We start from the raw sequence: 24,840 nt of genomic DNA, 5'->3' as shown, positions 1-24,840 counted from the left end.
TCTTGGGCCGGATTTAAAAAAAGCGTGAAACCGGATCAGCTAACCTGTTCCTTTTACGTTAATTGTCGATTGCACTTAGGCGTTGAATCTAAGCAATATGGGATGCCTAATGACAATCCATTTTGCAGAAAATAGGACCGTTACATTTTTTGTTCATCATAGGGTTTTCTCATGAAAAATCAGCAAACACTTACCATCGATGGAAATCAGGCCGCCGCGACGGTAGCCCATAAACTCAACGAAGTCATCGCGATTTACCCGATAACCCCGTCATCCAATATGGGCGAATGGGCCGATGAATGGTCGTCTCGCGGACAGGTCAATTTATGGGGGACGGTGCCGCAGGTGACCGAAATGCAAAGCGAGGCCGGAGCCGCCGGCGCCATTCACGGCGCGCTGCAGGCCGGATCGATGGCGACGACGTTTACCGCCTCTCAGGGCTTGCTGCTGATGCTGCCCAATATGTACAAAATTGCCGGGGAATTGACGCCGACAGTGTTTCATATCGCCGCACGTTCGCTGGCTTGCCAGGGCTTGTCTATTTTCGGCGACCACAGCGATGTGATGTCGGCGCGGATGACCGGTTTCGGCATGCTGTGTTCCAACTCGCCTCAGGAAGTCATGGATTTTGCGCTGATCGCCCATGCCGCAGCGCTGGAAGGGCGAATTCCGCTGATGCATTTTTTCGACGGGTTCAGGACTTCGCATGAAGTCGCCAAGATGACTATTGTGGATGATGCCGTTTTGCGGGCCATGATTAACGACGACTGGGTTTGGGCGCACCGGAGCCGTGCCTTAACGCCCGATAAGCCGGTGCTGCGCGGCACTGCCCAGAATCCCGATGTGTATTTTCAGGCCAGGGAATCGGTCAATGCCTATTATCAGGCGATGCCGGGAATCGTTCAGGCTGCGATGGACCGGTTTGCGAAGCTGACCGGCCGCTGTTATCGCTTGTTTGACTATCTGGGTTCTCCGGAAGCCGAGCGCGTTATCGTGATAATGGGGTCGGGTGCGGAGGCTGTCGCGGAAACCCTGGATTATCTCAATCGTCAGGGCGAATCGGTCGGCCTGCTGAAAGTGCGTTTATACCGGCCCTTCGATGCGGACAGCCTGCTTGCGGCGCTGCCTTCGAGTTGCCGCAAAATCGCGGTGCTGGATCGCACCAAAGAGCCGGGCTCGGATGGCGAACCGCTGTATAAGGACGTGCTGACTGCGCTCGCTCAGGATTTTATCGGCGGCGCGGCTAAATTTTCGGTACTGCCGAAAGTGGTCGGCGGCCGTTACGGCCTTTCTTCCAAGGAATTTACGCCCGGCATGATCAAGGCGATTTTCGATGAATTGAAACAGGCACAACCGAAAAACAATTTCACCATCGGCATCCATGATGATGTCACGCACACCAGTCTGGATTGGGATGCAAGTTATCGCACCGACGCACAAGCCGAAACTTTTCAGGCCATGTTTTACGGCTTGGGCAGCGACGGCACGGTCAGCGCCAATAAAAACACCATTAAAATTATCGGCGAAGCGACCGATTTGCATGCTCAGGGCTATTTCGTTTACGACTCGAAAAAATCCGGCGCAATTACGGTCTCGCATTTGCGTTTCGGCCCTAAACCGATACGCTCGACCTATTTGATTGCCGAAAACGATGCCAATTTCATCGGCTGCCACCAGACGATTTTTCTGGAACGCTACGACATGCTCGCCAATGCGGCGGATAACGCGGTGTTTTTGCTGAACTCGCCGGAGCCTGCCGAACAAGTTTGGGCATCGTTACCCTTAAAAATGCAGCAGCAAATGATAGCCAAAAAAATCCGTTTTTATGTGATCGACGGTTATGGCGTGGCCGAAAAAAGCGGCATGGGCAAACGCATCAACACCATCATGCAGACCTGCTTTTTTGCCATATCCGGCGTGTTGCCTCAGGAGCAGGCGGTTACCGCGATTAAACACGCGGTCGAAAAAACTTACGGCAAAAAAGGCCAGCGCATCGTCGAGCTGAATTTCAAAGCGATTGATGAAACGCTGGCCTGTTTGCATGCAGTGCCACTGCCAACACAAGTGAGCAGTCAATTCGACATTCAATCCCGGATCAGCGATGCCGCGCCCGATTTTGTCAAGCGGGTGACGGGCGAAATTATTGCCGGTAGAGGCGACGCGTTGCCGGTCAGCGCGATGCCGATTGACGGCACCTTTCCAACCGGCACCGCGGCTTATGAAAAACGCAATTTGGCGCTGGAAATTCCGGTCTGGGAAACCGATTTGTGTACCCAATGCGGCAAATGCGTAATGGTTTGTCCTCATTCGGTCATTCGCAGCAAAATTTTCCCGACCGAGGCTTTGGCAAATGCGCCTGAAACTTTCAAACATGTGCCGATGTTGGGCAAGGATTTTCCAGCCGGTTTGGAAATAAGCTATCAGGTTGCGCCGGAAGACTGCACCGGCTGTACGCTGTGCGTCGATGTTTGCCCGATACGGGATAAATCCAACGCCAGCCGCAAAGCCATCAATATGCAGCCGCAACCGCCGCTGCGTGAAGCCGAGCGCGACAACTGGGATTTCTTTTTGGCTATCCCCGAATATGATCGCAGGCTGTTGAAAACCAACACCATCAAAGGGTCGATGGTGTTGCAGCCGCTGTTCGAATTTTCCGGCGCGTGCGTGGGTTGCGGTGAAACGCCGTACATAAAATTGGCGTCGCAGTTGTTTGGCGACCGCATGGTGGTTGCCAATGCGACCGGATGTTCTTCGATTTACGGCGGTAACTTACCCACCACACCCTGGACTAAAAACGCCGAAGGCCGGGGGCCTGCGTGGAGCAATTCCTTATTCGAAGACAATGCGGAATTCGGTCTGGGCATGCGTATCGCTCTCGACAAGCAGAACGAATACGCCAAAGAATTGCTGGCTTCGTTGCGCGATCAATTAGGCGGCGAACGGGTCGATGCGATACTGAACGCCGACCAGTCCGATGAAGCCGGGATTTACGAGCAGCGCGAGCGGGTTGCGGCACTCAAGCAACTCTTGCAAACATTGACCGATCAGGCCGCCGAAACATTGCTCCGGGTAGCGGACAGCTTGTGCAAGAAAAGCGTCTGGATTATCGGCGGCGACGGCTGGGCTTACGACATCGGTTACGGCGGTCTCGACCATGTGTTGGCCAGCGGGCGCAATGTCAACATCCTGGTGCTGGATACCGAGGTTTATTCCAATACCGGCGGGCAAACCTCAAAAGCAACACCGTTAGGCGCAGTGGCGAAATTCTCCGCCGGCGGCAAAGCAACCGCCAAAAAAGACCTGGCGTTGCTGGCGATGGATTACAGCAATGTCTATGTCGCCCATGTCGCTTATGCGGGCAAAGACACCCAAACCCTGAATGCATTTTTGGAGGCTGAAGCCCACGACGGCCCGTCGATCATCATCGCTTACGCACCCTGTATCGCGCATGGCGTGGATTTATCCAACAATCACCGGCAGCAAAATCTGGCGGTGAAAAGCGGGCATTGGCCGTTATTCCGGTTCGATCCCGGCAAAATAAAACAGGGCAAAAATCCGATGCATCTGGATTCTGCGGAACCGTCGATTCCTTACCGCGATTTCGTGAAGACCGAAACCCGTTTCAGCATGTTGTGGCAAACGCATCCTGAAGATGCAGAGTGTTTTCTGGCACAGGCGCAGCAGGATGTTAAAAACCGCTACCGTTATTACAAACAACTGTCTGAGCTGGAATGGAACGAAACCACCAGTGTTTCAGCGATCAAAGCCCAACTCAAAAACGAAACTGCCAAGGAGACAGACAATGGTTGATTTAACGACTGAATATTTAGGTTTGAAACTGGCTAATCCGTTGGTGCCGTCGGCATCGCCGTTAAGCAGGGAGGCGGACAGCGCGCGCAGATTGGAAGACGCAGGCGCATCGGCGCTGGTGATGTATTCGCTGTTCGAAGAAAAAATCGAAGCCGAAGCACAGCAAATGGAGCGGTTTTTTTATCAGCAGGCCATAGGCCATGGCGAAGCGGACTCGTTTCATCCGATGCCGGAACACATCCAGACTTATCAGGAGCACTATCTGCAGCATCTGCAAAAACTGAAGTCTGTGCTGGCGATTCCGGTCATCGCCAGCTTGAACGGTACTTCCTTAAGCGGCTGGGTCGAGTACGGCAAGCTATTGCAACAGGCAGGTGCCGATGCGCTGGAGCTGAATATCTATCATCTGGCGGCAAATAGCGATGAAAGCGGCGATGCCGTCGAACAACGCTATCTGGACATCTTGCGGGAATTGAAAGGGCAGGTCAGTGTGCCGATTACCATGAAGTTGTCTTCGCAGTTCAGTTCGCCGATTCATTTTGCCAAACGTCTGGAAGCCGCCGGAGCCGATGGCATCGCGTTATTCAACCGTTTTTATCAGCCCGATATTGACCTAGAAACGCTGGAAGTAGTGCCGAAACTGGAGCTGTCATCCTCGGCGGAAGCCTTATTGCGCATCCGCTGGACAGCCTTGCTGTACGGCCGGACGAAATTATCGCTGGCGGTAACCGGCGGTTTTCACCAGACGCCCGATGTATTGAAAGCGCTATTGGCTGGAGCCGATGTAGTGCATCTTTGCAGCGTATTGCTAAAGTATGGTGTGGGTCGTTTAAGTGAAATCCTGGCTGAAATGGAACAGTGGCTGGCCGAGCATGACTATGAGTCGATCAATCAACTAAAAGGCAGCGTCAGCCAGCAACACGCCATCGATCCCAGCGCTTATGAGCGCGCCAATTATGTGCAGGTGTTGGACAGTTATTCCAGTCCGGCGGGGGTGCTGAGGTAATTTTTGTTAGGGTGTGTTTTACGCACCCTTATTAAAAGTAAGTAGTCCGTATGGAGTAGGATTTCGTGACTCCGATACCCATATTCCGTTGCACTTCATACGGGCGACTCAATTATTCAGGGTTATTTATGAGCGTGTTGAGTAAGGTGGCAGGCTGTCCGGTCGGAGTCGAACCGACATAGGTGGCGCACCGCGCCTTTCTGTTCCCCAATCCATGCACGTAGGCAGCCTGTCAAATTAATTATAGATCAATAATCTTCCCGTCGGCTAGGATTTTGATACACGTTGCCGCCGTTGCAACTTGGCTACCCGTTTTTGGATCAGCATCTTGGCGGCATCTGCGCCGATATGGGCTTCACCACGTTTTTTGGCTAATTCCATTTGTTTTTCACGTTCCATGAACCGAGTTTTTTGTTCAGGGGTGATTTTATCGTAACAATGAGGACAGCTTACCCCTTGCAGATATTTATCGCTGGCTTTATCGGCTTCGGTGATGGGCAGGCGGCAAGCGTTACACTGGTCGTAATTGCCTTTTTCAAGCTGAAGATTAACCGTCACCCGGTCGTCAAAGACAAAGCATTCCCCTTCCCAAAGCGTTTCCTGTGCGGGGACTTCTTCCAGATATTTTAATATCCCGCCTTTTAGGTGGTAAACCTCGTTGAAACCCTGTTCTTTTAAGAAAGCCGTGGATTTTTCGCAGCGGATGCCGCCGGTGCAGAACATCGCAATTTTTTTGTGTTTTTCGGGGTCGAGATTTTCTTTAATGTACTGCGGAAACTCGCGAAAGCTGGTGGTATTGGGGTTAATGGCGTTTTTAAAAGTGCCGACTTTATGTTCGTAGTCGTTGCGGGTATCTACCAGTATGACCTCAGGATCGGAGATCAGTTTGTTCCAATCTTTAGGGCTGACATAAGTGCCCACCACGCGTTTAGGGTCGATGCCTTCCACGCCCATCGTCACTATCTCTTTTTTGAGTTTAACTTTGGCGCGGTTGAAAGGTAGTGTGTCGGTCAGCGATTCCTTGTGATCGATATCAGCCAAACGCGGGTCGCTGCGCAACCAGTCGAGCACGGTGTCGATGGCTTGACGCGATCCGGCTATGGTGCCGTTGATGCCCTCGCTGGCCAGCAGCAAGGTGCCGCGAACTTGATGGGCTTCCATCACCTGATGCAGGGGTTGACGTAAAGCCTGATAATTTTCCAGGGTGACAAATTTGTATAGAGCGCAAACAACTATTTGAGACATTATTATTCCTTGTTGCGGGTCGGAACGTAAATCCGGTGCAAAAAATGATAGATTTTCAGGGGATTGATGTCCTAAAACTAAAAGTAAAAGGCTTTTTTGAGTTGGCGCTTATTTCCGTCGAGAAAAAGCCCTCAAAAAAGTGCGTGAATGATAACACGATCCTTAACCGCAATAATAAAAGCTTAAGACATGAGGCTCTCTTCGGTCGACGGTATACTGAAATTGAGTCATTGCTGTGCCGTCAAAATTTCTCGGCGTGGCGGCTTTTAAATCCTGTTGCCAGATCGACAGATAACTAGATTTAAGCAATAATACTGCGCATAAATTTGTGCCTCGTTTCCAAATAATTAAACAGTAATAACTCAACAGTATTGGTGCTCAATGAATGCAAAGCAAAAAGATTTATACAGAATATTAGGTGTTATCGGTAGCGCAGAGTTAGCAGTCATTAGGGCGGCATATAAGGCTCTAATGATGATTTATCACCCTGACAGATATGAGGGTGATAAAAAAGATGCCGTAAGAAAGTCAAAAGAAATTAACGAAGCCTATGCTGTATTGATTGATCCAGATAAACGTCAAAAATATGATGCACAGCGATTGACTAAGTCGGGGAAGTCAGTGGATATCTCCGAGAATGAGTTGAATAAGGTACTGAGTGAATTTAAGCGGATGTTAACGGAATCTGAAGCGGTACTAAATATATTAAATGAACCTGACTAGGATTTAGTTAATTTAGACATGACGTACTCAGTCAACTTTATTCTGACGGTTAAACAACTGAATGTAGCGGCGGTTTAAGCCGCCCCTACAGTGACAGGCACACATGGAGGTTTAAGGCGGACAATGGGATCCTCTTTTTTAAAGTCTCACGGGCTAATAAACATGTGTTGATAACGCTTTCTTAGCCGTCCATAGTTAACCCCTATTGGCTCTGCGTTCATGCTTTCTGTGTCGTCATCGGCCAATTGGCGTTGATCTTCATCAGTAACCATACCATCATGAACTAAGTATTTACGCTGCTGCTGGTAAACGCTTTTAATGTAGTCATAGCGATCGATAGGGTCTTCAGTAACAGCATTTTCAGGTGATGTAAACTCGGTTTCGTTAGAAACAACCAATCCGGATTCCGCGCTGACTGCACTTGAGACAACACGGCCGTTGCCGAAAACCGCAAAGGGATAGGTCAGAGGATCCATTACCGCTGTCGCCGCCGCCGTACCTAAAACACCCACGACCTGCCTGGGTGAATTAGCAGCCGAAATTGCCTTGAAAAGAGTGCCGCTACCCGTAAATACAAAACTATAGGTCAGCGGATTCATTAACGCGTCACCGATAACCCCTATAAGTCCTCTAGGTGAACTAGCCCCCAAAAAGGGTACCACCAGATAATTACCCGACGGAACGCCCCAAAAGCCTAGGGTTTGTCCGAAGTCTTCATTATGCTTAGGCAGATCTAGCATTGTTGCCACATCGATAAGGCCGCCGACACCTGCGGTGGTGTTAATCAGAAAACGGCTAGCATCCAAACCGCCCTGTGCCATTTTAAGCTGTAATAAATCATTAACGGTGACGCCAATATCGTTAAAATTACTGAAAAAATTGGCTGTGGCATCATTAAAAAATTCCGGCGTTATCGATGTATAACCTTTGGTCAAAGGCATTACAATGGTATTGTCGAAATCATTATTGAATCCCTGTGCCTCCCGATTCCAGGCTTCCCAGGGATCATCCTCATTAACTTTTGGCAGACCTGCGCACCCGTCCATCAGACTTGAGATAATCAGGCTAATCACTAATAAACGCGTATTGATGATTTTTTTCATGCTCATGATTCATCTCTATCTGCTGGGTGTTGAATTGATGACAAGTTTATATCGAACAGTTATTATCGTTTTTGTAGTGACTTCGTTTTTAAAAAACGGATGAGCTTATTTAAACAACATAAATAACGTTATCACAAATGTAATTCCGGATACCAACGGGAAAAAAGTTAATTTTGGCAGTAGATTATTTTTATAATGCAATATGGTTAATTCATAACGACAAGCGAGTAATACGCTATTAATACAGACCAAAGAAATAATAAGATAGCACACAAAATAATAGGTTTCGAAATAAGTCACCCCCGTTGACGACAAGCTGGTACGCAGACTGCTATGCCATAATGCGACTGAAAATAACAGGCCCGCATTGATACCTAATACCGCTAAAAGATCATCTAAGGAACTAAATAAAACCACGAACAAAATTAGATAAATAAGGAAAATAGGCACTACCGTTGAGAAAATAGAATCTAAAAATACGCGCTTAACCGCAATATTAAATAATAATTCCTGAGGCGTTTGCTGAGTATGGTTATTAACACCAAAATTACTGTTAAAGTTAGATGTCTCAACACTAAAAAAAGTACCGAAAACTTCCCAGCTAGGCAAAATAAACTGGCTTAAATTAATTCCCATGAAAGACCTTTCATAAATATTAGAATAGCTGGAAAAATCTGGAGTCAACACAATATGATCAGTCAAGCTATTGGCTCGCATACGTAGCCATATGGTGTTTTTATCTAGAGGGAAGTTTGAATAATTAAACGGTTGTCGTAGCTGTGCTTTAAAATACCAGCCTAAGGTGACAATACGATCTTTGGCTTGTGTATAACTACTTTGATCACAGCTAAGAGTCGTATTGCCACTCTCTTCAAATGCATCAGATAACACTATACCTTTGTCTTTCGGTATTTTATCCGAAGACAGCATGCAAAAATCACTTGGCATCATGTTGGGATCTAATGCATCATCTAATTGATATTTTTGCCAAATATAACCAGAAATTACTATATTATTGGATCCTTGAAATTCCGTTCCTTTAATAAACACACCCGTCGGTATATAAAACGGTGATTTTTTATGTATTGCTTTAAAAAAATCATTTTGATTTTGTGTGTAGACATTAATGTCGTGCTCTGATTCTAGCTTATTTGCATCAGTAGTTAATTGCATCTCTTTGATATCGGCGTTATGCCATAAAAAAGCAGTGCCCACTAAAAAAACTATTCCTACGAAAGTGCTGAAAAACCATAAAGTTACTGATTTTCCATTCGGTCTGATAAGAAAATAAGAGCAAAGGGAAATAAAAAAAATAATCAATGAGGTAATTAAATAAATTTTAATCCCTAATATTTTTTGCTCAACACCCAATTCATTTTCTAGAAAAACAACCTGATAAGTCCATTGTGATGCAGGAATAGTTTTGAATAAAACCCATGCTTTCTCATGGGTTTTTGGGAGTTCATAAATTTTAATGGCTTGGCTTTTTTTAGCATCCTTTTTTATTTTATTGATGAATTCAAGATCTTCTTTGAAACCCTCTTTATAATTACCGACATCAATGAGAGGCAGGAGGTTATTAGGGTGATAAACTAAATTTCCTGTGTCGGATAGGACTATGCCAAAACCGGTTCTGCGATAGTCTTGTCTATCCATAATAGTCTTTAATTCATCAGTGGAAAAACCGACGGAGACAACCCCGGCTACTTTTTCTTTACTGGAAGACGTAAAAAAAGGCGTGGTATATGACACAAGAAAACTATTAGAAATATCACCATATTTAGGCTGTTGCCAATAAGATTTACGCTCCTCGACTGCTTTAATGAACCAGGCAGTTTTTGTAGTATTATCGTTAATTGTATAGTCGTAATCGCGTTTAAGTAATGTTATTTTTCCTGTTTTTCTATCGGAAACATAAATGGCATTGGCTAATTGATTAGGCTGGCTTGAATCGTAAGCGCCTTTAGCAAAAGACACGCTAACATTATAAAACTTAGAGGGTTTAGGCGTTGCCGTGTCATGATTAGCAACCATGATTTGTTTAGCGTGCTGTTCAAAATCCGTATAGGGTATTTCTCCGTTAGTTAATGCATCGGCAAAATTCTGTCCTGTTGTCATGATATATAATAAGCGGTTATTTATATCACTGACAGAAATGTCGGCTTCTTTATTAATAGAAGTTTTTGTTTCTGCAAGCGTTTTTCTATCAGTTTCCCAGCATTGATAGCTGGAAACGACTACGACAAAAAAACTAACAAAGACAATAAGTAGGTTAAATAATGATTTGTATCCTGGTTTTTTTATAGTTGTCATGATTTATATATTTTGATGCTATCAATACTTTCGTGGTGGCGACTAGAAAAAGATAAAGTTTGCGCTGACATCAGGTAAAAAATTCTGAGTGAAAAACAGGATTTACTAGACTATTTTTTATGGATAAATAATCAAATAAGATAAAGAAAATATTACGGCTACGAAAATATTATCAGCTATTTGATTCGACAGGAATAGGCGGGCCATACTTTAATGTTGGCACTTGTTTAGGCATAATTAACGTTATAATTGCGCAGGCGGTATGCACGATAGTTAATACGCGGAATGGGCCGATAATGGGATCAATGACGATAAACAAGACTAATGCGGCTTCTACAGGAAGATTTAAAGGAGCTAATACCAAACTTAACATGGATAATAAAATAACACCCGATGCACCGGCTGTTGCCAATCCCGCAAAAATAGAACCCATAATAACCGTTATTAATCCAGATAGTCCTAAATCAACTTTATACAGTTGTGCGACAAATAAAGTTGCCAAGGCAAAGTACAAGGTTGGTCCTGTTCGGCATATCGTAAAGGTCAGCGGCACCAACAAGTCAACGGTCTTTTTGTCATAGCCCAGTTTTTCGTGCATGGCTGATAAGGTTGATGGTAGACATGCCAGCGCATTGCCCGTCCCTAATGCCATAACGATGGTATCTTTAAGCGCTAAAAAAGGCCTTATCAATGAACCGGTGCGTTGCCACATAATGAGACTGCTCAGGATAAATAATAGTAAAAACCCCAACAAGGCTATTGGCACAAATTTCATCATTGCCATTAAAACATGAATGCCGACTTGAGACACATCGTGGGCAATTAAGCCCAAAAGACCAAATGGCAGGAAAATCATCAACCATTTTACCATCTTAGCAAATGCCAAATAGACCGATTCTAACGACGAAAGTAGAGTATGTGATGAATCTTTATTTAAAGAACCGATTGCAGAGCCAAATAAAATAGCAAAAAAAAGGACTTTTAAACTACTGCCTGAAGTGAGCGCCGAGAAAATATTTGCGGGTATTAAATTGGCAATAAATGTTTTAACAAAAGATTGTTTTTCTTGAGCAACAAAAGGCTCATAAGCCGATATTTCAAGATCCGGCGTCCCCGATTCCCTAATGATAGAGCCCAAAGATGCCAGGGTGGCATCGTCATAACCTGATCCGGGTTGACTTATTAGGCCTAGCGCGACACCTAAAGAACCGGAAACAACAACGCTGATGGCGAATACGGTTAGCATCCGGGTTATATAGGTATTATCTCCTTCCGATTGCATTAAACGCGCGATACTCACAGAAATGGCTGTTACCAAAATAGGTAAAATGCACATTTTTAATATATCTAAGTAAATGTGGCCTATCGGGGTAACATATTCTACATATTCGTGTTTGTATAGTCCGATATAGATACCCATACTAACCGCTATTAAAACAGTCCAGCCACTACGCAGTATTTTTGAGATATTATTTATTAATAATGCATTCATCGCTAGATCCTTTGTTTTATTTTATTTTCAATGTTTTGAATAACCTTATCGTAGTTATTTATTATCTTATCGGCGGTTAACTCCATATTTAATGACTTAAGATAAAAATTCATTAAATCCTGTAAGTTACGATGATCAAGCGACATGGCAATTGCTTTAGGATCGTCAGCATCCTTTAACATGACGGATAATAAGCTCAAAGCCATATCTGGCCTGTCACGCAAGATCATTTTTACTTCAGCTTCATCACGAAAAGCGGCTGTTATTTTTCCGGTACGGGCATCATTGACTGCCTGATCCCAGCTAGGATATTCAACCATTTCCATCTCGCTAAAGTGAGCTGCAAAACCCGTATAAGATGATTTGGCTACTACGCCGATCTTGCCGGTTAAATTTTGAATGACTGTCTCCTGAGGTCGTCCTTGTAATTGCTTGGCAAGTTCAAGTCTATTAATCAATAAACTTTGATGCAAATTAATATAGGGTTCGGAAAAAAGCACGCGTTTGACTCTGTCAAAGGTCATGCTAAGTTTACAAATAGCTAAGTCTACTTCGTGTTTTTCGACTTTATCCACCACATCGTCGAGAAATTTTGCGCTACGATCAAATTCCACGGTTACACCTAATAAATCGGCAAAACCTTTAATTAAAACCACATCGACACCGGTGAAGATATTATTCTTATCCCTATAATAGAATGGCGGGGTATCCTGTGAGTACATGGCAACTACCAGCTTACCTCTATCGACGATAGCTTGAATCTCATTGACTGGTTTATTTAAATCCGGCTGATCATTAGCAAGTCCCGATGGGATGGTGAAAAAAATAAACAGATAAGTGAAGATTCTAATAGTTTTATTCATTTTGTTCATATATCGTGTTAAATAATAGCTGTGGGTTTATAGAAGATAATAAAATTTTTAACACCACTAAAAATTTATGTCACCGATCAGCCAGATTTTTTGTGTATCAAATTTACCAATTTCTTTTCCAGCAGTATCTGCGTGATAATAAGCATATTTCGCTATTAATGTATAATGTTTGAATAACTCTTTGGCAACCATGAAATTCCATTCATCACCATAATGTTTCTGACCCGTATCGTCAGAAAAATCATGAAAAACACCTGATAATTTAAGCCCCATTATATTTTTATCGACACTCGTATAAATATCACGCAAACCATCGCTAGGCGTAGTAATGAATAAGTCTGCCCAGCCATTAAATTTATTTAATAAACCTATAGGGGCATTAAAGGTTTTATTTAAGCCATTGCCGCCTAATTGCTCCATAGCACCTTTGACAATAAAGCCGAAAGCGGAAACCCCGCCTATGACATGGTAATAATCCACTTGATAAGGAGTACTGTTTTTATAATTACGCTGGTTAGTGTATTCAGCCATGTAAACAAAGCCTACGGTGTCATTGATTTTACGGGAACCTTCAAGACGCATACCGTAGCTTTGATTGGAGGACAGGTACAGATAAGGATCTCTAAAATCCATTAAATAAGCATAGCCGGTTAATTTACCTATATCGGCAAAGCGATAACTAATATTTACCAGCGGTAATTGCATGCTATTCAGGCTAGTATTAATGTTCTTTATTTTATTGATATAACCAAGAACAACCGTAGTATTAGGTAATGAGACATTTGATAATAAAAAAGCATCAAAGGTTCGTGCTAATTGACGCCAGGACGATGTTGCGATAAATCGTCCATTATCTAAGGTAATATTTTGTCGACCTAATCTAGCTTCGGTATTGGGAATACCCTTATAGCTTAGCCATAATTGATTGAGTTCGATTTTTTGGGGATCAGAAATTATTTCATACTGGTTTTTGCCATTCATTGTGCTGTTATAACTGTTAATGCCGATATCCTGACTGCCTTGAAGTTCGGCATAGGCTTGCAACCCTTTGAAGGTAGGTGTCAAATAGCCCAGGCGGTAACGTACCGTAGAGGCATTAGCAACTTGTTTTTTTGGGTTGGTGCTATTGGTATTATCGTAACGATAGCGTAGATTCAATTTGATTTGTCCATATTTGGCATCGTCTTGTCCAAATTTCAGGGCTTTTTCGATAGTGGCATTAACATCATCCGCCATAGCCGTTGCGGTAAAAACTAATAAGAGCAGGATTGCCGTAATTTTTATTTTTTTGTTATAAGTATAATGCATTAATATTTTTCCAAAAAATAGCGCTTATCTATTAATATATTTATAAGCTATATATTCCATTTCTATTTTTTAATTTAAAATTGGCCGATAACGAATTATGAAATGAAAAAGTATGCTTTCATTTCGAATAAAAATACTGGATAACGCGAATAAGTTCAGATTTCTTTATCGTTATAAAAATATCAAGTAGTTTTTTGTTGCTTTATTTAAAGAACAGTTTTCTAATCAAGCGCTGAGTTAGGCTCTCATCTATGACTATTTTATTTGGTTTCCGTACTTCAGTAGGATTAAGTGGAACGGCTTGTTCCGGTGGCCATTTCTGTTGAGAGGCGATGATTCGATACAATTTTTCTTTATCTTGCTTTAGATCGGCATTTGAACGGCGAAGAAGGTCATTTATTTGATATAACTTTTCTTTATCCTGCTTTAAATCGGCATTCGAACGACGAAGAAGGTCATTTTCACGGTGATAATCTGCAGAAGGTCTAAATCCCCCAAACAAGCGCAGCAGCTCGGTTACATCGATCTTGTTATCCGTCTGCGAGAGCTCGCCGTCTTTTATGTGGCGATAAATTGTCGGAATGGATTTAGCCGTCAGTTCTGAGGCTTCAGATATTGAAATTAATGACATCGCTAAAATTCTCTCGGCATAACATCTTTATCCTGATAAACATTGAAATTACTGTCGAACATAAAAAATTCCACGAATAAAGATTCGAGAAAAATCGGATTAATTCATGCTGTTCATAGCGGAATATTGGCGTGAAACCGCCTTACAGCGTTATGTTGTAAATTTTGTCCTGTTTCCCGATGCGGCTATCAGATTAGCTTGAGCTTATCCGCCAATGCCAACCATCCTGCAGGCTCGTTTATAATCGACTTAACATCGTACTGGCTGAAAAACCCTAAAACACCCCGCCGACGAAAGATCTCGTTCATCACTTCTGTTGCGGGCCTGTCACCTGCGTCTGACTGCTCTAAATAAGCATGAAAATGAAGCATTTGCGCCGTCCGATCTATAGCCTTATGTAGCGTTAATTTCGCACCCGATACCAGGACAGTGTTCATGACCGCAGTCGCAATCTTAGCAGGAAGAGAGGCATAAGGAATGACCGCCATGGTGGTGGAGATTCCTCGCGAGGTGGCCTTTACTAATTTCGCTGCAAGACACATATCAAGGTATCCGCGAAATTCTTCGTTAGGGTACTTCACACGAAGTTCTCTTAAAAACACCGCGTGAGCACCAGTCAAGGCTAAGGACTGGGCACCTAAGCTTGCCGTACCCACATCCACCGTGGTGACTGCTGATGCTGCGGCTCCTCCCCAACTAAAAAGAGCCGCCCCTATCTGTTTGTGCAGTCTATTTTCCAAGTATGTTTCGGTCTTTGTTGAATGCCCCGAAAAGGTAAATCCCATATCAATAAGTTTAAGAAATTCAGGATTCGGAACCAGTCCTTTGTCGACATCTTTTTCAAATGCTTCAAGGCCGCTATTGGCGCCACGGATTAACTTGTACATACCCATGCAAGCCTTTGCCGCGTCGGCCATACCTCCCGCCTCTGCAAGGCACTCTATGACAGTCCAGGCAACTTCTTCGGCATTCTCTTTATTGAATTGATCTGTATCAATCTCGATTAGGCCATTTGTTTTTGTAATGGGACCGGCGTTGAGCGTTCTGGACGCATTAGACCGGATTAAGGGAGCGGGTCTTGACATGATATTTCCTCGTGTAATTGATTAAAATATATAAATAAATTTTTCATTCAGTCGTGTTGTTACCTATCGTTTCAAAACCACGAATACCAGGGTTTATGTTCTAGAACTTCCACTTGACTATTTGCCTTCAAGTTAACTCTGTATTGAAGCTCAAAAGGCATGGACAGCAGTTTTTTCCATTGCGAACCGGGCTGGGTGTATAAAAAGTACAACGCTACCGATCCCTGCGCCGGTTGACTCACCGCACATTCCTGTTTGGTGCCGGGAACTATCGAAAAGACTCCTAACACACCCGGATCTGGCGGGCTGGAGAAGGCTTTGTCGGCAATGTCCTGGTAGCTGTCAAGCATGAATTGCTTTTCGTTGACACTACGGACGACGAAATAAAACAGGCCTCCATTGTTGGTTTGAATATTCGCTCGGACATCAAAAGTCAACATCGGCGGCGGCTTTGGGGCGCTGGAACAGGCAGCCAATAAGGCAGCCATGAGCAGCGACAGGATAGTTTTCCAAGGTGAGATTGAGATCATTCTTTAACTCCCGGCAAGATTGGCAAATACGGCCAACGGATTGGCTTGGAATGAGAATTCAATATTTAACGATTGTTGCGGAAAATTGGGGTGGGCAAGCAGCCACCGATAACGCTGAGCGCCAACTAATTCGCCTTGTTGCAGCAGCCGAAAAAAATTCCACTGCGAATCGGTAACCGTAATGTCGCTGTAAACCCGGGTCGGTGCCGCATCTTTGCGAAACTCCATGCCTACCTCTGCCAGTTGCGGCGTCCACCACTTCACTGCCAATGTCTGCCAGGTTTTCTGCTGGTTGAAACCCAGCGCCGAATTTTCGCCTTGCCGCAAATAAGTTAAGGATACCAAGGGTGTACGAAGTATTTTCTGGTTTTTGTAGGTTGGCAATAATCCAGGCCTGACTGATAATTCCAGCGGCTTAGGATTGCCGACATCGTCCCATAAACTGGCCGTAAGTTGTTGTGCGGCATTAATCCGCTTCAAATAATTTGGCGGCAACACGACGCTGTCGGATAACTCCCGATGTTTAACCCATACGCCATTGCTAAAAGTCGACAGCGGCGACAGGTATTGCTGGAAAGTAATCCAGAAAACGCCCTGTATCGGATGGAAAGTGGCGCTTAAATCATCCAGCGCCAATTCCTTATCGCGTCCGGCATTGGACGTAAAGGGAAATTGGACCAATAGCGGCATGACATTGGAGCTCCAGATATCGGACCAAATAGCGGCGACATGCTGATTGATTTCATTGGTGCCGAATTTTTGCACCTTTTGTACCGGCGCCAGGAACGGCTGTTGCCAGTCATTGAGGATGCCGACATTTTGCAGCCAGTTTTTAACCAAGGTTGCGTATGAACTATCCTCATTGAGCAGCATGGACCATGCCACCCGTCCGATTGGCGTCAATGCCCCTTTCAGGGCACCGGCGGCATCGCCTTTTTTTGGCAGGTAAGGCTCTTCTGTACTGATGTCATATTGCATTTGCGCCATCAGAAACTGGTACTTTTGAAATTCCGGATAAACGCCGTTTTGTTCTTCCATCAAACGCTGGATGAAACGAAATGTAGTCAATTTTTGTGCAAACGGTTGAAAGTAGGGCGAGACAGGAAAATTCAGTGCCGTGTTGTTTTTTATCTGCACCAGAGTCTCCAGCAACGAGGACGCGGGTTGTTGCAAATCGCTAAGCACATAAGCCAACGCCCAGGTGGAATCAATGCGTACCTGAAATTGCTGAAAATAATGCAAATAGGCCTTCACATAGCCATCGGAGTAAGTACTCAGGCTTTTTAGCACAAAATCGTTGAAATACTTTTTCTCCTGTCGATCGATGGGCAGTTTGTCCACGATTTCAGACAATGCGATGATTGCAGGCTTGACGTCTTGCTCGAAAGCATCAGCGGTCATGCGTCCATCAATACTGGCTTTACCGGCGAACAGCATTCCGCCATTATTGGTGGCATTCATTTCCACGTTGGCATAAATAGAAGGAAAACCGAAAAAAAGCCAGCCGTCGTAATTCCTGTGGTTATTAATGACGTCGCGTAGCATCATGCTAATGCGGCTGCGTTTAATCAACTCGTTCCATTGCGCCGGATTGAACGAGAATTGCTCGCCGTCCAGACTAAAAGTCATGTCAGAAGAGGCGCTATCTACTTTAGCGTTGGCCACAGCTTGCACGAGCCCCAGACACTCGTTCAGCGATAGCGCGACCTTGCAATTATCAGCATGGTCAAGTTTGAGATTACCGACTAAGGTTAATAGCTGAGCGATGTCTCTTTGGCGCAATTGCGACTGGTTGCGCTGCTCCATCAGGCGTAGGCTGGTGTTCTCGGTCAGCCACTGTCTAATATCTTCCTCGTCACTGTAATAATCAAGCCGGTCAATAATATGGAGAAACGGCACTAACTGCTGTTGCAGGGTTTTAAATTCAGCTTCTTGCACAAACGGCTTGTTCAGCAGTTGCTGGAAGTTATGAAACAGCGCTATCCACAGTGTATTGTCTTCAATGTAGGTCTGAGGCTTGGCATAAGTGATTTCATTGAGGAGGAAATCTAACTCTTCGGTTCGGGTATTGTATTGTCGATAGTCGCTAATGAGCTTGGCGTATTTACCGATATTAGCGATGTCGACTGGATTTTTTTCCGCGTTTTTCTCTATAACCTTACCCATTTCGTTAGTCGGTGTTGCATACAATAAACCGATAAAGCGGGTGGTTTTGAAATTGGCATCCGGTCCCAGCTGAATGAGTTTTAATAAGGGCAATAAATAATATTTCCGTATTTCGGCAATCAATAAATAATTATTACGCTCTACAATCGGCTCGAAAAAATTGGGCATAAAAGTTAACAACGCGTCTTTATTCAAGTCTGCACTGAAATTGAGAAACAGTGGGCTGACTTTTTCCGCGTAGTGTTGAACCGGGATTGTGGAGATGGTTTGAATGTCTTGATAGACCTGGGCCACCATATTCTGTTGATAGTGATAACTCCCCACTAAATAGACCGATCCTGCTAATAATAGGGCGAGCGCGGCTTTGGCATGACCATTCAGGGTAAATCGCGGTTTCTCTACGATACCGGGCGGCAGCGAGAAAGGGTGACAGCCAAAGCTATGGACATGTTCCGACAACAGACAAAGTCGGACGATCGGCGGGGATGCCACATCCTGTTCCAGTCCGGCCACACGCAGAAAATCGCCCAAGACGCTGAATAAATGGGGTACTTCTTTAAGAAAACCCACTATTTTAAGATAGTCTTGTGCTGAACAGGTCACCAGTGCGCGGCGCAGATGTTCTTGGTAGCCATCCAGGCAGGACTCCAGCCGATTGATGCCGTCTCCTTCCGGAAAATCCAGTTGTAAGGGGATACCCGCCTCTTGCAAAAACACACAAAACTCCACGAATCCCGGAATTTTTTCCATGTGGGTCAGCGCGATAATCAGCGGCAAGGGTTCGCGCTCTAGTTCACCGAATACTTTCAGTTTACCGAATAAGGCATGACCTGACTGGCGCAGCTGTTCCATTTTCGGGGATAGCAACGTAGTCGCATCAATGACCATAACGGCTTGAGGGCTAGGGGGTAAATGCCGCCATAACTTCTTTATTGCCGTATAAGCGGCTGGACTGGTGTCGTAGAGCAGTGAGGAGCCAAATTCCAACACCAACGATTTTGCACCCAGATAAATTTGTAGCAAGGGATCATCGGTGGCACTGGGATGGAAACGGAAATTTTGTCCTTGCCAGTCGGCGTAGCGGTCGATGATGCCGGTCTTGCCGCAACCGGTTTCACCAATGACCAGGGAAAGCGGCATACGCAATGCATTAGGACGCAGTCGCCAGGGAATGGCGCTGATAAAATAACGCCATACCGTTAATAAACAGTTGGGAGGCAACAAAAGCTTTGTTGGAACAATAAGTTCCGGTATGGCCAGTTTGCTGCCACTTTTAGGATATTTGCGCCGCCAAATCAGAAACCCCAAGACGCACAGTAATATCAGCACTACCGCCAAGCCAAGCCAATCTAGCCAACTCAATACCGAGGTCATCGCGTCCAGCGTGTTCCATGAAGAGCCTGAATCCATTTAATCCTCCTTTTCGGCTACGGTAATACCGACAGCATCGAGGTTAATTTTTTCATCAACGCCGGTAAATATCAGCTCTCCATCAGTCACGCTGACAGCAACTTGCTGCCCATCGCGCAACTCTCCGGACAGCAAAAGTTCGGCCAGCGGATCTTGAAGTCGGGTTTGAATGACGCGCTTTAGCGGACGTGCGCCATACAAGGGATTAAAACCCCATTGTGCCAGGCTATTGCTGGCTTCATCACTGATATCGAGTCGAATGTCGCGTTCTTCCAGGCACTTGGCCAAACGCTTCAGCTGAATATCGGCGATAGGGCGCATGGTTTCCTGGGTCAGTTGGCGGAAAATCAAAATGTCGTCGAGACGGTTGAGGAATTCGGGACGGAAATGACCGCGTACCCTGTCCATAATCAGCGCCTGCATCTGTTGCTGTTCTTGTTCGGTTTCTACCGGATCAATCAGCTCAGAACCCAGGTTGGAGGTCATCAGAATCAGGGTGTTAGTAAAATTGACCAGCTGCCCCTGACTGTCAGTCAGGCGACCTTCGTCCAATACTTGCAAGAACAGGTTAAACACGTCAGGGTGGGCTTTTTCCACCTCATCGAATAGAATCACACTGTACGGTTTGCTGCGCACCTGATTGGTTAATACCCCGCCTTCCTCATAGCCTACATAGCCTGGAGGGGCGCCGGTCAGGCGTGCGGCCGAATGCTTTTCCATAAACTCGCTCATATCGATGCGCACCATCGCGGAGTCATCGTTGAACAAAAATTGCGCCAAAGCCTTGGCCAATTCGGTTTTGCCGACACCGGTTGGACCCAGCATCAGAAAGGAGCCGAGCGGGCGATTGGCATCCTGAATGTTGGCGCGGGCGCGGCGAATAGCCTTGGACACGGCGGCAACGGCATCTTCCTGCCCCACCACCCGTTCCCGCAAATGGCTTTCCAGGTTTAACAGGCGCTGCTGTTCGGAATCGAGCATCCTCGCTATCGGAATACCGGTCAAGCGGGCGACCGTGGCGGCAATGTCCTGCTCGTCAATAAAGTTTTTCTGCAGTTGAATGTCGGCGGTGTCGATATCGGCGTATTCGGCCAGTTTTCTTTCCGCTTGCGGAATCACCTTATGCTGCAATTCGGCAACGCGTACAAAGTCTTCCTCGCGAATTTTCTGCTCCATTTCCCGGCGAGAGTCTTCCAGCAGCTTGCGAGCATCTTGCACTTCGGTCATTGCCCGTTTTTCACGCTCCCAGCGCTCAGTCAGTTGCGCGCTTTTCTCGCGCAGCTCAATCAGTTCATTGTACAACTGTTGTTTGCGGGTTTCAGCCAGTTCATTGACCAGCGAAGACCATTCGATTTCCAGTGATACCAAGCGGCGATCCAGCGCTTCCAATTCAGCAGGCTTGGCGGAAAGACCGATACGCACCATCGCGGCAGTCTGGTCGATCAGGTCGATGGCCTTGTCCGGCAGGAACCGGTCGGCAATATAGCGCCTGGAATAGCGAACCGCCGCCAGCAAACCCGCTTCGGTAATGCGGATGCCGTGATGCATCTCGTACTTTTCCTTGATGCCGCGCAGAATCATCAACGCGGTTTCGTCATCCGGTTCTTCCATCTTGACTACCTGGAAACGCCGGATCAGCGCCGAGTCCTTCTCGAAATGTTTACGGTATTCCTCGTTGGTAGTCGCGCCGATACAGCGGATTTCGCCTCTCGCTAGGGCAGGCTTGAGCAGATTGGCGGCATCCATGGAGCCTTCGGCCTTGCCGGCGCCGATCACATTATGAATCTCGTCGATGAAGGTAATCACATTCCCGGCATCGGTGATTTCCTGTAGCAGCCGCTTGAAACGTTCCTCAAACTCGCCACGGTATTTGGCACCGGCAACCAGCAAGCCCATATCCACGGCCAATACCGAACAACCTATCAAATCCTTGGGGACGTCGCCGGCAACGATGCGTTGCGCCAACCCCTCGACGATAGACGTTTTGCCTACGCCGGGCTCACCAATGATGATGGGATTGTTTTTAAGGCGCCGACACAACACTTGAATCGCCAGGTTGATTTCGTCGGTGCGACCGATCACCGGATCCAGCAAACCTTGCCGAGCCAGTTCGGTCAAATCGCGGGCATACTTGGACAGATATTCAAATTCGCCGGAACTGTCTTGACTTTGGTAGCCGCGCTTCGGCAGCTGATCTTGTATTCTGATAAACGCCTGCTTGCTTCCGCCCGCTTCCGTCAACGCCGCGACCAATTCCTCAAGCTCCCATAAGGCCAGCAGCAGATGGTTGATGCCCATGTATTTATCGCCCATGCGACTGGATATTTGTTCGGCGTAAATGAATAGACGTTCTAGCTCACGGTTGATAGGCGTTTGCTGGGCATTTTTCAACGCCTTCGGCTGGACGATCAGTTGGGCAGTCACCGTATCTCCCAGCCTCGCCAAATCGATATTGGCCTGCTCCAGGTATTGTCGTCCTATGCTGTCTGTTGACTCGAAAAGGCTATGCAAAAGATGCCAGGGCGTGACCAAACCATGGTCTTGTTCAACCGCCAGACGACAGGCACTCTCAATGATTTTTTGCGCTTTCAGATTAAATTTTTCGATGATCATGATTTTTGTTTTTGTTCATTATGTTGTTGAACGCGATGGATAAAAAAACGTTGCTTACCCTATAGGGCTACTTTTTCAGCTCTTCAAACACTTTAGAATCACGGCTCTCGACTTGAGATCGTTCCACGACAGATTCGATCGCGAGAAGGCATTAACGGCTAGGGCAAGCCCGAGATACTTGGCCGTGTTAGAGCCTTGGATCGTGTCGGCGAGGGTTATCTCGTCAACCAAGTCGTCAAGAACCTTGGTCTTCATATCCTGCATACTCATAGCTCCGCCGCTCCAGCCTACCGCCCGCAATGCCCCCCCAGCCTTTTTCGCCTGGACAGACTTGACTTGTCGCTCCTTTTCGCTCTGGAACAACTTCAGCTTCTTGTACGCCTTGGAATCGAGAGCAACCACCGTGAGTATGTTGAAGAAACGCTCAAAGTTTTTTGTAGCCTGGTAATTATTCAGCACACTGCGAATGTTCTGCTGTGTAATATGGTTGGGACTTGATGCCCCCGGGAATTTGTAAGACTTCGCGTTTCCCTCGACCAAATCGAAGAAGGTGTTGTACTTAGCCCATGGCGTAACTGCACTCAATCTGCTGTCAAGGAAAGCGCCTGCTCGTCCCAGTTCAGCCAGAAGCGCACCGCGGGCGATAAATATCTCATGGGAATTGTCCGAGGCACCACCTGGCTTTTCGAACATTACGCTCTGCCCTCCATGCTGCGATGCCATCGCGACACCCTTACTAGAGCCTTCGCCTATGGTCACAACTGAATCGCCCTTCACCCAGTAGAAACAACCGTTGACCCACAGCGCCCAATTCGTTGAGAAGTCCTTGCTCCCGCAGGTCGGTTGCGCCCAACCCACATATCGCAGGCTGTTCCAAGGCCAAGCGGGCAGATCCCTGACGAGGTAGGCACTGAAACTCCCATTTGTCATTGCAATAGCCATTTGGCTGGCCAGCGCTGCACCCAAACTATGCCCAGTGACGGTAATTTTCCGGGGTGTACCGTAGATGCGGTCGAGCCGCTTGAGCGCATGGTGAACGGTGCCGAAACAAGTTTGTAGGGCATATGAAAAACCTTTTCCAACTGTACCCACCTTGCTCACCCAGTTATTTTCCACTTTATAGTTTGCCATGTCCGTGACCCAGTCGGGGTTTCCATGACTCCCTAATGCCTGAACGACTGTCCTTGCGATACTTCCGCCGCTGCGGCTGCCCCGAAAGGCGATATGGATATCATGCATGTCGGGGTTTTTGGGGTCCTTCCTCATTAGAACGTAGCCCATGAGGCTCCAAGCAGGCTCTGTCGTTGATGCGATGAGACCGTGACCACCCTCGAATCCGATCAGATGATCCGTACCATCTGGGTAATCACAGATATCCCTGATCTCGACTTGAGAAGACCCAGGGTCGCCATTGACATTCGGTGCCACCTTGTATTGCGCGACCTCGACCGTCTTAATCTTGTCCGTGATATAGGCGGGAGTCTGGATGCTGACATAGCCGTCTGCCGTGCCGGTAAATGCAGGTAAGCGCGGGTTCAGTTGGCTGTACTGGGTCATAACAGGATCCAGAGACTTATTGGAGCTGCGTCCGCTGAATGACGCGCTCGACGGACCTCGAAATCCTGCCTCCTTATCGAACGAATTGCACTGTTCGTGGACTTGATTCATAAATAGGGTACGCCGATCCGACATGCTCCGTGTCATCACGTCGTACCAGGGATCAAGCGGCCAGATGACCGATTGGTGATACAAGTGGTAGGAAAGGATAGCTAGATCACACTGCAAAATTGTTTCTGGTATAAACATATCAACTTCCGATTTTTTATTTATTAAATAAGGTCAATGGTCTCAGACTATTGATTTACCAAACCAATATGCAGCCTGAATGCTCACGATGAGCGTTTCACTACTGTCAAAACGTTTTTTCGATAAGCGTATTCATAATCAAACTCTTTACAATAGAGTCATTGTTTAGTCATGCAAGTTGAGCAATAGTTCAATAAAATAGGGGGCAGGTCTGTCCTCCACTTATCTGTTTATCAAAAATAGTACACGTCTATACATCTATAAAAATCATTTTTAAGTCGATTATAAAATCAACAGGTTATGAGCATATTTTGCTATTAAATCCAGCATTTTTATAAAACCGATAGATGCTAAGAGGCAAGTATTGTGTTTTGCCTCCAACTCGTAGCCTATGCCAAAATCTTCCGCTTCAACTCGGACAAACAGCGATATATGTCGCTACGCTGTCGTCGATACAACTCTCCGGTGACATAATGGAACTGACACCATTCTTGATCCGCTCCGCCATCGCTATTGCGCTGCGGCAACAGCGGCAAACACTCAATGCGATCGGGTAGAAACTCACTGCCCAGCTCGGTTTCAATCAGTGCCTGCAATGGCGCCGCATCGACGCCCGGACCGAAGTTCTGTAGGCCAGGCATGCTTTTTATGCCCGACATTCCAAGGCAAGGGGTGCATCGCACGCCTTTTTGAGGCTCAATCGTCTGGAATGAGTTACTTGTTGAGA

Annotated in this window: 16 protein-coding genes; 3 read left to right on the top strand and 13 right to left on the bottom strand. The window is 46.1% G+C overall.

The features are described from left to right. The first annotated feature begins 171 nt into the window (after nucleotides 1–171). Both nifJ and ABXJ76_RS11240 read left to right on the top strand, forming a co-directional pair. Nucleotides 172–3,810 (top strand): pyruvate:ferredoxin (flavodoxin) oxidoreductase, encoded by a 3,639-nt coding sequence (gene nifJ, locus ABXJ76_RS11245; RefSeq protein ID WP_432740580.1) that lies wholly within the window; start codon nucleotides 172–174, stop codon nucleotides 3,808–3,810. Beyond that, nucleotides 3,803–4,816, top strand: coding sequence for a dihydroorotate dehydrogenase-like protein (locus tag ABXJ76_RS11240; protein ID WP_432740579.1), 1,014 nt, complete (start codon nucleotides 3,803–3,805; stop codon nucleotides 4,814–4,816). The genes nifJ and ABXJ76_RS11240 overlap by 8 nt, the downstream gene beginning before the upstream one ends. Nucleotides 4,817–5,083: 267 nt before the next feature. Here the strand turns inward: ABXJ76_RS11240 and ABXJ76_RS11235 are convergent, their stop codons facing one another. Beyond that, a complete protein-coding gene (locus ABXJ76_RS11235; protein WP_432740578.1) occupies nucleotides 5,084–6,061 on the bottom strand; it encodes a rhodanese-related sulfurtransferase in 978 nt (325 codons plus the stop codon). A 381-nt stretch (nucleotides 6,062–6,442) separates the two neighbouring features. Here ABXJ76_RS11235 and ABXJ76_RS11230 point away from each other — a divergent pair, with 381 nt between their 5' ends. Continuing rightward, a complete protein-coding gene (locus ABXJ76_RS11230; protein ID WP_432740577.1) occupies nucleotides 6,443–6,784 on the top strand; it encodes a J domain-containing protein in 342 nt (113 codons plus the stop codon). 146 nt (nucleotides 6,785–6,930) lie between these two features. On the opposite strand, the gene ABXJ76_RS11225 is transcribed toward ABXJ76_RS11230, so the two are convergent. The 12 genes from ABXJ76_RS11225 to ABXJ76_RS11170 form a co-directional block, all read right to left on the bottom strand. After that, nucleotides 6,931–7,893, bottom strand: coding sequence for an MlaA family lipoprotein (locus tag ABXJ76_RS11225; protein WP_432740576.1), 963 nt, complete (start codon nucleotides 7,891–7,893; stop codon nucleotides 6,931–6,933). A 99-nt stretch (nucleotides 7,894–7,992) separates the two neighbouring features. After that, nucleotides 7,993–10,200, bottom strand: coding sequence for a cache domain-containing protein (locus ABXJ76_RS11220; protein ID WP_432740575.1), 2,208 nt, complete (start codon nucleotides 10,198–10,200; stop codon nucleotides 7,993–7,995). 172 nt (nucleotides 10,201–10,372) lie between these two features. Beyond that, nucleotides 10,373–11,692, bottom strand: a complete 1,320-nt coding sequence (locus tag ABXJ76_RS11215) for a dicarboxylate/amino acid:cation symporter (RefSeq protein WP_432740574.1) — start codon at nucleotides 11,690–11,692, stop codon at nucleotides 10,373–10,375. Between the two features lie 2 nt (nucleotides 11,693–11,694). Further along, a complete protein-coding gene (locus ABXJ76_RS11210) occupies nucleotides 11,695–12,555 on the bottom strand; it encodes a substrate-binding periplasmic protein (protein WP_432740573.1) in 861 nt (286 codons plus the stop codon). 66 nt (nucleotides 12,556–12,621) lie between these two features. Continuing rightward, nucleotides 12,622–13,872, bottom strand: coding sequence for an alginate export family protein (locus ABXJ76_RS11205; RefSeq protein ID WP_432740572.1), 1,251 nt, complete (start codon nucleotides 13,870–13,872; stop codon nucleotides 12,622–12,624). Between the two features lie 202 nt (nucleotides 13,873–14,074). Then, nucleotides 14,075–14,503 (bottom strand): hypothetical protein, encoded by a 429-nt coding sequence (locus ABXJ76_RS11200; RefSeq protein ID WP_432740570.1) that lies wholly within the window; start codon nucleotides 14,501–14,503, stop codon nucleotides 14,075–14,077. Between the two features lie 188 nt (nucleotides 14,504–14,691). Continuing rightward, complete coding sequence (locus ABXJ76_RS11195; protein WP_432740569.1) at nucleotides 14,692–15,588, bottom strand: hypothetical protein; 897 nt, start codon at nucleotides 15,586–15,588, stop codon at nucleotides 14,692–14,694. A gap of 71 nt (nucleotides 15,589–15,659) precedes the next feature. Next, nucleotides 15,660–16,118 carry a hypothetical protein gene (locus tag ABXJ76_RS11190; protein WP_432740568.1) on the bottom strand — a complete coding sequence of 153 codons (459 nt, stop codon included), beginning with the start codon at nucleotides 16,116–16,118 and terminating at the stop codon, nucleotides 15,660–15,662. A gap of 3 nt (nucleotides 16,119–16,121) precedes the next feature. Then, complete coding sequence (locus ABXJ76_RS11185) at nucleotides 16,122–19,694, bottom strand: hypothetical protein (RefSeq protein ID WP_432740567.1); 3,573 nt, start codon at nucleotides 19,692–19,694, stop codon at nucleotides 16,122–16,124. Beyond that, the gene (locus ABXJ76_RS11180; RefSeq protein ID WP_432740566.1) at nucleotides 19,695–22,307 is read right to left on the bottom strand and encodes an ATP-dependent Clp protease ATP-binding subunit; all 2,613 of its coding nucleotides are present in this window, start codon (nucleotides 22,305–22,307) and stop codon (nucleotides 19,695–19,697) included. It lies immediately after the preceding gene. Nucleotides 22,308–22,382: 75 nt separating this feature from the next. Then, nucleotides 22,383–23,864: a lipase family protein gene (locus ABXJ76_RS11175; RefSeq protein WP_432740565.1), complete on the bottom strand. Its 1,482-nt coding sequence runs from the start codon at nucleotides 23,862–23,864 to the stop codon at nucleotides 22,383–22,385. Nucleotides 23,865–24,502: 638 nt separating this feature from the next. Further along, nucleotides 24,503–24,754 (bottom strand): hypothetical protein, encoded by a 252-nt coding sequence (locus ABXJ76_RS11170; protein ID WP_432740564.1) that lies wholly within the window; start codon nucleotides 24,752–24,754, stop codon nucleotides 24,503–24,505. Between the last annotated feature and the right edge of the window lie 86 nt (nucleotides 24,755–24,840).

Source organism: Methylobacter arcticus (assembly GCF_050917435.1).
Classification (GTDB): domain Bacteria; phylum Pseudomonadota; class Gammaproteobacteria; order Methylococcales; family Methylomonadaceae; genus Methylobacter_A; species Methylobacter_A titanis.
This window is presented reverse-complemented; position numbering and strand designations above follow the sequence as displayed.

What these genes read in the sequence shown, in the direction of transcription:
- nifJ (WP_432740580.1), top strand. Translation starts at nt 172, where the DNA reads ATGAAAAATCAGCAAACACTTACCATCGATGGAAATCAGGCCGCCGCG.
- ABXJ76_RS11240 (WP_432740579.1), top strand. Translation starts at nt 3,803, where the DNA reads ATGGTTGATTTAACGACTGAATATTTAGGTTTGAAACTGGCTAATCCG.
- ABXJ76_RS11235 (WP_432740578.1), bottom strand. Translation starts at nt 6,061, where the DNA reads ATGTCTCAAATAGTTGTTTGCGCTCTATACAAATTTGTCACCCTGGAA.
- ABXJ76_RS11230 (WP_432740577.1), top strand. Translation starts at nt 6,443, where the DNA reads ATGAATGCAAAGCAAAAAGATTTATACAGAATATTAGGTGTTATCGGT.
- ABXJ76_RS11225 (WP_432740576.1), bottom strand. Translation starts at nt 7,893, where the DNA reads ATGAGCATGAAAAAAATCATCAATACGCGTTTATTAGTGATTAGCCTG.
- ABXJ76_RS11220 (WP_432740575.1), bottom strand. Translation starts at nt 10,200, where the DNA reads ATGACAACTATAAAAAAACCAGGATACAAATCATTATTTAACCTACTT.
- ABXJ76_RS11215 (WP_432740574.1), bottom strand. Translation starts at nt 11,692, where the DNA reads ATGAATGCATTATTAATAAATAATATCTCAAAAATACTGCGTAGTGGC.
- ABXJ76_RS11210 (WP_432740573.1), bottom strand. Translation starts at nt 12,555, where the DNA reads ATGAATAAAACTATTAGAATCTTCACTTATCTGTTTATTTTTTTCACC.
- ABXJ76_RS11205 (WP_432740572.1), bottom strand. Translation starts at nt 13,872, where the DNA reads ATGCATTATACTTATAACAAAAAAATAAAAATTACGGCAATCCTGCTC.
- ABXJ76_RS11200 (WP_432740570.1), bottom strand. Translation starts at nt 14,503, where the DNA reads ATGTCATTAATTTCAATATCTGAAGCCTCAGAACTGACGGCTAAATCC.
- ABXJ76_RS11195 (WP_432740569.1), bottom strand. Translation starts at nt 15,588, where the DNA reads ATGTCAAGACCCGCTCCCTTAATCCGGTCTAATGCGTCCAGAACGCTC.
- ABXJ76_RS11190 (WP_432740568.1), bottom strand. Translation starts at nt 16,118, where the DNA reads ATGATCTCAATCTCACCTTGGAAAACTATCCTGTCGCTGCTCATGGCT.
- ABXJ76_RS11185 (WP_432740567.1), bottom strand. Translation starts at nt 19,694, where the DNA reads ATGGATTCAGGCTCTTCATGGAACACGCTGGACGCGATGACCTCGGTA.
- ABXJ76_RS11180 (WP_432740566.1), bottom strand. Translation starts at nt 22,307, where the DNA reads ATGATCATCGAAAAATTTAATCTGAAAGCGCAAAAAATCATTGAGAGT.
- ABXJ76_RS11175 (WP_432740565.1), bottom strand. Translation starts at nt 23,864, where the DNA reads ATGACCCAGTACAGCCAACTGAACCCGCGCTTACCTGCATTTACCGGC.
- ABXJ76_RS11170 (WP_432740564.1), bottom strand. Translation starts at nt 24,754, where the DNA reads ATGCCTGGCCTACAGAACTTCGGTCCGGGCGTCGATGCGGCGCCATTG.